This is a genomic window from Floccifex sp., from assembly GCF_051873555.1.
Classification (GTDB): domain Bacteria; phylum Bacillota_I; class Bacilli_A; order Erysipelotrichales; family Erysipelotrichaceae; genus Floccifex.
Genome location: NZ_JBJEEY010000089.1, coordinates 1 through 9,622, shown reverse-complemented (window position 1 = coordinate 9,622; position 9,622 = coordinate 1). Strand labels below are relative to the sequence as shown.

Sequence of the window (9,622 nt, the reverse complement as noted above, 5' to 3'; positions counted from 1 at the left end):
CTTTATTATTTGTTCAATTTGTGGAATATCTGGATCAATATAAATGGTTTTATAAGATTTCATTGTTACAAATCCTATTTTAGAGCCTGGTACTTTCTTTAATTGAGAAACCTGACAATAATCAACAGGAACACTACCAGAGTATTTACTTTTTGAAAAATAAGCCGCTAAGTTAGCACACAATCGAATATTTTCTTCATTGTATTGTTCACTTTTCAATACTACATGACTTCCATGATAATCTTTAACATGAAACCATAGATCTTGTTTTCGAGAAATATGATGGGTAATATAATTATTTTGAATATTGTTTTTTCCAACAAAAATTTCATAGTTTTTAAAAACAAGATGTAAGTAATTTGGCTTTTTCTTTTTCTTTTTCAAATGCTGTTTTGATTTTAAAAGATTCTGATTGATTAATTCTTCTTTGATTTCAAAGGCATCATCAATTGTACAATGAAGAAATTGTTCTTCAAGTTGACTAAAATATTCGATATCTTTTTTACATAAATCAATTTGTTCATTTAAAATTGATTGACTTCGTTTTAATTTATGATATTTTTGATAATATTTATTCGCATTTTCTTTTAAATCATAACGCATATCAATTGGAATTTGAATGATTTCATTGTTTTCAAAAGAAGGCAAAGAAACAATTTTTTCTTTATGAATTTGATTCATATAACAAAACAATAAATCACCATATTCCTGATATTTCTTATAATCATAAGAATCCATTAAACTCTTTTCAAGTTTAGGTAATTTTTTTAAGCTTTTATTTTTTTCTTTTAAAATACACTTATATACATCTCCCATTTGTTCTTTTAAACGAATTTTTGTTTCATTTTCCTGATATAGATTCGCTAATCCTTCCATTAAAGAAGAACAAACACAATCTTGATGCAAATGCCTTAATTCAATACAATGAAATTCTTTTTGATAAACAAATAAAGAATTTGAATGAAGGACTTCTTCTAAAATGGTTTCATAGTTTTGATTTTCTTGTACCATTCGATATTGAAATTCATTTGATAAAACAGGAGAAAATCCATAGATTTGTTTTACCAGAGAAATATCTAAATCTATATTATTTACAGAAAAAGGATCTTGTTTATTTCCAGGATCGGGTAAAATATATTGAGCGCCTGGATGAATGGTTCGTTTTGAATTTTCATAAACAGGAATTCGTTTTAGAGCATCAATAATGATATTTTCTTTGTTAACTAAAATCATATTGGCATATTTTCCCATGAGTTCTATATATAATTTATGATGAACTAAATCTTGAAATTCATTTAAAGATGTAATAGAAAGACATAGAATGCGATCAAATCCAATTTGTTCAATTGAATCAATTGTTCCTTGTGAAATATTTTTACGCAAAACCATTACAAAATTAGAAGGACTTTGTTGTATTTGTGTATTACCAGATGTTATATAGAGTCGATTGGTATTGGAATGAACATTAACAATTAATTTATGATTTCCACTTTGAGGTACATGAAGATGTATTTGAATTTCTTCTTCACTTATGTTTTGGATTTTTCCAATTTTGCAGGGAATCATTTTTTTTAATTGATTTTGTATTGTATGTAATAATAATCCATCTAAAGCCATAAAAACCTCCGCAAATTATTATAACATATTAAAAATACTTTGACAGTGTGGATATGGACTTGTAGAATAGAAAGAAAAAAGGAGAGTCTTATGAAACGTGGGTTATTAATCATTATCAGTGGACCTAGTGGGGTAGGAAAAGGAACCGTTCGAAAATATTTTGAAACAAACTCCGCTTTGAATTTAGCTTATTCAACATCTATGACAACTAGATCTCCTCGAAATGGAGAAATCGATGGAAAAGATTATTTTTTCGTATCTAGAGAAACGTTTTTAAAGGCTGTTGATAATGGTGAATTATTAGAATACGCTGAATTTGTTGGAAATTATTATGGTACACCTTTAAAAGAAGTCAATCGCTTACGTGATTCAGGGAAAAATGTTTTATTGGAAATTGAAGTGCAAGGGGCTAAGCAAGTACAGGAAAAATGTCCGGATGCAATCAGTATATTTATTATTCCGCCTTCAATTGAAGAACTGGAAAAACGAATTCGTGGAAGAAAATCAGAGGCAGAAGAAATTGTGCAGCAAAGATTGGCTAAAGCTGAAAAAGAAATGAAATTAATGAATCAATATAAATATATTGTTTGCAACGATGATCCTAAATTAGCTGCCAATTTAATTGAGACTATTATTTTGAGAAATATCGAAATTGAACAAAATAGATAGAATATGTCTTGAATCTTTTATAAAAATATGATAAATTACTGTCGATAGAAAAAAAGGAGTGGGTAAAACCACTCCTTCATTTTGGAAAAGGAGACATTTATGGATCATCTAAAAGAATGGATTGAACCACTATTAACTGAAAATGATTGTCGATTATATGAATTAGAGTGGCTGACAAATCAAAATCCACCTTTATTACGTATTTCCATCGAAAAAATTAATGGAAGTGTAGATTTAGATACATGTGCACTTTGTTCGGATGTGATTTCTACCATGTTAGATAAAAAAGACTGGTATCAAAAAGAATATATGCTGGAAGTTTGTTCACCAGGTGCAGAAAGAGAACTTAAAACAGATGATCAAATTCAACAAGCTATTGGAAGTTATGTCCATGTTAAATTTATAAATCCAAAACAAGGTTTGGATTGTGTTACAGGGGATTTAATAGAAGTCAATGATACAAAAATTTTAGTTTCATATCGTGAAAAAACACGAGTAAAATCAATTGAAATTGATAAAGACAACATCGCGTTAATTATGACGGCAGTAAAACTATAAGGAGAAGAAAATGAAACAAGAAATGAGTTTAGCGGCTGCCTTGGTGGGAGTACAAACAGGTCGCAAATTACCTAAAGAAGTTGTAGAAGAAGCTTTAAAAGAAGCTATGCAAAAAGCATATCGAAAACAAATTAATATTCAAGATGCCTATGTTCGTGTTGAAATAGTAAATGGGAACATTGAAATTTATCATGAACGTATTGTTGTAGAAGAAGTTTATGATGATGAATTGGAAATTTCATTAGAAGATGCTAAAAAAATCAATCCCAATGCAAAATTAGATGACATGATTGGTGAAAAAGTCGATTTTAAAGGATTTGATCGTGCTGCTGTTGTTTTAGCTAAAAATGTCATGAAACAAAAAATTCGTGAAGCTGAAAAACAATTGGTATACGAAGAATATTGCGATAAAATCGATGAAATGGTTTTAGGTACAATTGAAACAGTCGAAGAAAAATTTATTATTGTGAATATTGGAAAAACATTAGCTATGATGAAGCGTTCACAAGCTATGCCAAACGAAGTTTATAAAGAAGGACAAAATATATTAGTTATTATTTCTGAAGTAAATAAAGAAACAAAAGGTGCACAAGTTTTAGTTTCTCGTGCAACACCAGTTTTAGTTCGTCGCTTATTTGAAAAAGAAGTTCCAGAAATCTTTAACGGAATTATTGAAATCAAAGCGATTGCTCGTGATCCAGGTGAAAGATGTAAAATTGCGGTTTATTCACATAATGAAAACATTGATCCAATTGGGGCTTGTATTGGACCAAGAGGAGCTCGTGTACAAGCTATTATTAATGAATTACATGGAGAAAAAATTGATATCTTTGAATGGTCAGACAACATTACAAACTTAATTTCAAATGCCTTGAGTCCATCTGAAGGAATTGCCGTTATTCCAAATGATCATGTAAAAGATGGATTGATTGTTGTTGTTCCAGATAATCAATTGTCTTTGGCTATTGGAAAACGAGGAAAAAATGCTCGTTTAGCCGTCAAATTAACAAATCGTAAAATTGATATCAAATCAGAATCTGAAATGAAAGAATTGGGTATCGATTATATGAGCATTGCTAAGGAAATGCAAAAAGAATATGAAGAAAAGAAAGCAAAAGAAAAAGCTTATAAACAAAAACAAAAAATTGAAGAATTAATGAATGTTGAACAAGAAGCTCTTTCTTTAGATGAAGTAGATTTTACATATGATGAACCTGAAATCATCGATGAATCGGATTCACATGAAGAAGATACTTTATTTGCGGTTGAACAAGAAAAGAAAATTAATGAAATGGAAGAAGCAGCTCGTATTGCTAAAGAAATGCGAAAAGAAAAATCAACTGCTGTTAATCGTGAATATACTTCAAAATTTGAAGAATTTGCATCGGTTTCCAATAAAGTAGAAATAGTTGAACCAATAAAGAAAAAAGTTGAAGAAAAAGAAGAAGAAATCATTATCAAAAAACCTAAATTTGAACAGCTTCAACCAATTTATTCGGAAGAAGAATTAGCTGAAATCGAAGAATATGATGAAGAGGAAGAAAATAGCTGGGATGAAGATATTGATTATGAACAATATGATGAATATTACGATTAGGAGATAAAATGAGAAAAATTCCAATGCGCAAATGTGTTGTTACACAAGAAAGATTTCCCAAAAAAGAATTGATTCGCATTGTTCGTACACCAGAACAAGATATTATTGTTGATATTACTGGAAAGAAAAATGGACATGGTGCGTATTTAAAATTAAATAAGGCAACAATTGAACTGGCAAAGAAAAATCATGCACTCAATCGTGCTTTGGAATGTGATATTCCAGAATCCATTTACGATGAATTAATGGAGCTTTGTCGTGAATAAAATTGTTTCTCTTTGTCAATTGGCCTTTCGCGCCAGAAAAGTCAGTTTTGGGAGTTTTCTGATTCCTTCTATTCAAAACAAAGAAGCTAAATTAGTGATTTATTCAAGTGGATGTGGAGAGAATCGAAAAAAGAAATTAAAAGATAAATGTGCATTTTATCAAATAAAATGCATTGAATTAGATGAAATATTGTTTAATCAAATTACGCAAAAAAATTTACAATCCTTTTCTATTGTAGATTCAGGTTTTGCGAATTCGATTTTGAGTGAAATGAAAGGATAGGTGATTGTATGGCTCAGCAACAGAATAAAAACAACAACAGAAAAAAGTTTAAGGGAAAGCCACAAAAAAACAATCGGATGCCAAGTGCACCTCGTAGAGAAGAAGTGAAAAAAATTACGTATAGTGATTCACTTACTGTGGGTCAATTAGCGGATTTAATGCACAAAAAAAGTTCTGAAATTATCAAATTTTTATTCATGATGGGTAATATGTCCACAATCAATACAGTATTAAGTGATGAAGACATTGAAATTGTCTGCATGGAATTTGGTATTGAAGTGGAAAAAGAAGTTGTGATTGAAGAAGATAATATTGAAGAACAAATCGAAGCTATCCAGGAAGATGATTCGAAATTAGTTTCTCGTCCTCCTATTATTACCATTATGGGTCACGTAGACCATGGAAAAACAACTTTATTGGATACAATTCGTAAAACAAATGTAACTAGTGGAGAATTTGGTGGGATTACCCAGCATATTGGTGCTTATCAAGTTAGTGTAAAAGGGAAGAAAGTTACATTCTTAGATACACCTGGACATGAAGCCTTTACAGCAATGCGAGCACGTGGAGCACAAGTAACAGATATTGTTGTTATTGTTGTTGCTGCTGATGACGGTGTTATGCCACAGACAAAAGAAGCCATTGACCATGCAAAAGCCGCTGGCGTTCCGATTATTGTTGCTGTAAATAAAATGGATAAACAAGGGGCCAATCCAGATCGTATTTTATCGGAAATGGCAGAAAATGGTGTCATGCCAGAAGAATGGGGTGGCGAAACGATTTTTGTTCCAATTTCTGCAAAAACAGGCCAAGGCGTTTCCGATTTGTTAGAAACAATTTTGTTGGTTGCCGAGATGCAGGAATTAAAAGCCAATCCAGATCAGTTAGCAAGTGGAACCGTTGTAGAAGCTAAATTAGATAAAGGAAGAGGACCTGTTGCGACTTTATTAGTGCAAAGAGGGACTTTAAATGCAGGAGATAGTATTGTAGTTGGAACAAGCTATGGTCGTATTCGTAAATTAACAAACGATAAAGGAATGGAAATTAAAAGTGCAAAACCAAGTATGCCAGTAGAAATCATTGGATTGAATGATGTACCAAGAGCTGGTGATGTATTTATGGCTTATGATAGCTATAAAAAAGCTCAGGAAATAGCTTCTCATCGTCTGGAAAAACAAATTTTAAAAGAACGAAATCAAACATCGGCTATGTCTTTAGAGGATTTGGCGCGCAAAATTGATCAAGGTGAAATGCAGGAAATTAATATTTTAATTAAAGCTGATGTTCAAGGTAGTGCAGAAGCTTTGAAAGCTTCCATTGAAAAATTAGAAGTAGGAAATGTTCGTGTAAATGTTATTCGTTCGACTGTTGGAACAATTACAGAATCCGATATTATGTTGGCAACGGCTTCGAATGCCTTGATTTATGGATTTAATATTCGACCAAATGCCACGATTCGTAAAAAAGCCGAAGAAGAAGGCGTTGAAATTCGTTTACACAACATCATTTATAAAGCATTGGAAGAATTAGAAGCTGCTATGCAAGGTTTATTAGCGCCTGTTTATGAAGAAGTTGTTATTGGACAAGCTGAAGTTCGACAAACTTATAAAGTATCTAAAGTTGGTACCATCGCTGGATGTAAAGTTACTTACGGAATTGCAAAACGAGACAGTAAGATTCGTTTAATTCGTGATGGAATTGTTGTTTATACAGGTCAATTGGGTTCTTTACGACGATTTGAAAATGATGTTAAAGAAGTCAATACTGGTTTTGAATGTGGTATGACAATTGCTAATTTCAATGATATTAAAATTGATGATATTATTGAAATGTATGAAGATCAGGAAGTTTAAATATGTCTGTTAAACAAGAACGATTGGATATGATTTTGCATCGTGAAATTTCAAATATTCTTCAATTTGATTTAAAAGACCCTAAATTAGGTTTTGTGACAGTAACAGATGTACAATGTACAAAAGATTTAAGTATAGCAAAAGTGTATGTTACTTTTTTAGGAAAACAAGAACGAAATGATGCAGGTATGCGTATTTTACAAAAATCAAAGGGATATATTCGTTCTACTTTAGCAAAACGAATTAAAATACGTAAAATGCCAGATTTGATTTTTATTCAGGATACGTCTTTACAACAAGGAAATAAAATAGAATCCATTTTAAAAAATTTAGATTAATAAAAGATTTCCCCGTATTACGAGGAAATCTTTTTTATAAACAACTACAAATAAATTCTATAATACCTTGTACAACTTCATTTTTAATTTCTTTGTAATTATGAATTTCATGACGATAACCAGAATATAGTTTTGTCTGGACACAATGACCTGTTTCAATCAAAATATTACTTGTTTCATATACGCCTTGTCCATAATTTCCAACAGGATCCTGATCACCGGCTATATTATAAATTGGTAAAGAAACAGGTACTTTTTGAGCCCATTCTTTTCCTTGAATAATCATCATCATTTGACAGAAATCATACATAGACTGATTATTTGTTGGTTTTGTGAAAGCATCAAATGGATCCTTTGCATGATCTATTTGAACAAATTCATCATGACAAATCCATTCATTTCCTAATTTCGGATTGTTACAGCGTTCAACCATCCATCCTAATAAATCCAATGTAAATGCTGGATTACTTTCTTTTCCTTTTCCTTGATCAATGGCTTCTTTTAATTTAGAAGCCACGATTTCTACATTTTTAAAGTGGCCACAAGTTCCACAAAGAATGGCACCATTCAATTCGTTTCCATATTTCGATATAAAATCACGACAAATAAAAGAACCCATACTATGTCCAAATAAAAAATAAGGAAGATTATCATATTTTTCTTGAACCAATAATTTGAAAGTGTGTTCATCTTCCATCATTGTATGAACACCAGTATCACCCCAGTCACCCCAGGTATTATTTTGGATAGCTGTTTGTCCGTGTCCTACATGATCATTGGCCGCAACAATAAAATCATTTTCCATTAACGTAACAATCATGTGAAAATAGCGACGAGAATGTTCAACAAATCCATGAATGATTTGAACAATTCCTTTTGGTTTACAAGCTGGAACATAAATCCATCCTGTTACAGTGTCTCTTTGATTGAAAGAAGTAAATTGAATTTCATGTAACATTTTTTTCACCTCCTGAAATTCTTCTTATCTTTATTGTAAATTTATTTTGTCATAAAAAAAGGTAAACCGTAAGGTTTACCTGAAAAACTGAAACTATCTTTCAACGATTGTAGCACAACCCATTCCACCACCGATGCAAAGAGTTGCTAAACCACGTTTTGCGTCACGTTTTTGCATTTCATGCAATAAAGTAACTAAGATACGGCATCCACTTGCTCCAACTGGATGTCCTAAAGCAATAGCTCCACCGTTAACATTTACTTTAGACATATCAAAGTTTAAGTCACGGGCAACAGCAATGGATTGAGCCGCAAAAGCTTCATTGGCTTCGACTAAGTCAATGTCATCAATTGTTAATCCAGTACGAGCAAATACTTTTTTAACGGCTGCAACAGGACCGATACCCATGATTTCTGGTTCAACTCCACCTAAAGCACCAGCTACCCAAGTTGCCATTGGTGTAACACCTAATTCTTTTGCTTTTTCTTCAGACATAACAACAATAGCAGCAGCTCCGTCATTGATTCCTGAAGCATTACCAGCTGTAATCAATCCTCCAGCTTTTCCTGAACAGCATTTTAATTTTGCTAATGTTTCAACTGTTGTTCCAGCACGAGGACCTTCGTCTTTATTGAATTCAACAATTTGTTTTTTCACTTTTACAGGAACTGGTACAATTTCATCATCAAATTTTCCAGCATTGATAGCTGCTTCACATTTTTGTTGTGAATTTGCAGAGAATTCATCCAATTCTTCACGAGTGATTCCATATTTGTCACAAACATTTTCAGCTGTGATCATCATATGATAGTTATTGAAAGCATCTGTTAATGCATCATTTACCATTGTATCAATGATAGTGGCATTGTTCATACGATAACCGAAACGAGCTTTTGTCATAGCATATGGAGCCATTGACATATTTTCCATACCACCAGCCACAACGATATCTGCCTGATTTGCTAAAATCATTGTAGCAGCTTCATTAACGCATTTTAATCCAGATCCACAAACAACATTTAATGTAACAGCAGGGACTTCAATAGGAAGACCAGCTTTGATAGAAGCTTGACGAGCGACATTTTGTCCTTGAGCTGCCTGAATAACACATCCCATTAATACTTCATCAACTTGTTCTGGTTTAACACCTGCACGATTTAGAGCTTCTTTAATAACAATGGCTCCTAATTCAGCAGCTGGTGTATTACTTAAAGCACCACCCATTTTTCCAATGGCAGTACGACATGCACCGGCTAATACTACTTTTTTTGTCATATTTTAGATTCCTCCGTTTTACTCACTTACATTAACACAGTAAAATAGGAAAATCAATCATAAATTAATTTTTTCACAAGTGATTATTTGTGAAAAAAATATAAAAAATAATTTGTTTATCATTTCACAATCTAATTGACAGTCACAAATTTCGGAGTAGAATATAAATGAGTGAAAATCGTGAAAGATTTCACATGAGCTGATGAAG

General features: G+C 31.9%; 10 protein-coding genes. 7 read left to right on the top strand and 3 right to left on the bottom strand.

Going from position 1 to position 9,622, the window contains the following annotated elements:
* The coding region (locus tag ACI32A_RS05335; RefSeq protein WP_439754002.1) for an Rqc2 family fibronectin-binding protein at positions 1-1,617 on the bottom strand (1,617 nt) is incomplete at its 3' end.
* Positions 1,618-1,707: 90 nt separating this feature from the next.
* Here ACI32A_RS05335 and gmk point away from each other — a divergent pair.
* The 7 genes from gmk to rbfA all read left to right on the top strand — a co-directional run bounded on the left by gmk (position 1,708) and on the right by rbfA (position 7,181).
* Positions 1,708-2,286 (top strand): guanylate kinase, encoded by a 579-nt coding sequence (gene gmk / locus ACI32A_RS05330; protein ID WP_439754001.1) that lies wholly within the window; start codon positions 1,708-1,710, stop codon positions 2,284-2,286.
* Positions 2,287-2,385: 99 nt separating this feature from the next.
* Complete coding sequence (gene rimP / locus ACI32A_RS05325) at positions 2,386-2,844, top strand: ribosome maturation factor RimP (protein ID WP_439754000.1); 459 nt, start codon at positions 2,386-2,388, stop codon at positions 2,842-2,844.
* 10 nt (positions 2,845-2,854) lie between these two features.
* The gene (gene nusA / locus ACI32A_RS05320; protein ID WP_439753999.1) at positions 2,855-4,441 is read left to right on the top strand and encodes a transcription termination factor NusA; all 1,587 of its coding nucleotides are present in this window, start codon (positions 2,855-2,857) and stop codon (positions 4,439-4,441) included.
* An 8-nt stretch (positions 4,442-4,449) separates the two neighbouring features.
* The gene (gene rnpM / locus ACI32A_RS05315; protein ID WP_439753998.1) at positions 4,450-4,707 is read left to right on the top strand and encodes an RNase P modulator RnpM; all 258 of its coding nucleotides are present in this window, start codon (positions 4,450-4,452) and stop codon (positions 4,705-4,707) included.
* Positions 4,700-4,990 (top strand): L7Ae/L30e/S12e/Gadd45 family ribosomal protein, encoded by a 291-nt coding sequence (locus ACI32A_RS05310; RefSeq protein WP_439753997.1) that lies wholly within the window; start codon positions 4,700-4,702, stop codon positions 4,988-4,990. The genes rnpM and ACI32A_RS05310 overlap by 8 nt, the downstream gene beginning before the upstream one ends.
* 8 nt (positions 4,991-4,998) lie before the next feature.
* Complete coding sequence (gene infB / locus ACI32A_RS05305; protein ID WP_439753996.1) at positions 4,999-6,843, top strand: translation initiation factor IF-2; 1,845 nt, start codon at positions 4,999-5,001, stop codon at positions 6,841-6,843.
* 2 nt (positions 6,844-6,845) lie between these two features.
* Entirely contained in the window at positions 6,846-7,181 is a 336-nt protein-coding gene (gene rbfA / locus ACI32A_RS05300) for a 30S ribosome-binding factor RbfA (protein ID WP_439753995.1), read from the top strand.
* A gap of 34 nt (positions 7,182-7,215) precedes the next feature.
* On the opposite strand, the gene ACI32A_RS05295 is transcribed toward rbfA, so the two are convergent.
* A complete protein-coding gene (locus tag ACI32A_RS05295; RefSeq protein ID WP_439753994.1) occupies positions 7,216-8,139 on the bottom strand; it encodes an alpha/beta fold hydrolase in 924 nt (307 codons plus the stop codon).
* 93 nt (positions 8,140-8,232) lie between these two features.
* Positions 8,233-9,414 carry an acetyl-CoA C-acetyltransferase gene (locus ACI32A_RS05290; protein ID WP_439753993.1) on the bottom strand — a complete coding sequence of 394 codons (1,182 nt, stop codon included), beginning with the start codon at positions 9,412-9,414 and terminating at the stop codon, positions 8,233-8,235.
* Positions 9,415-9,622: the final 208 nt, after the last annotated feature.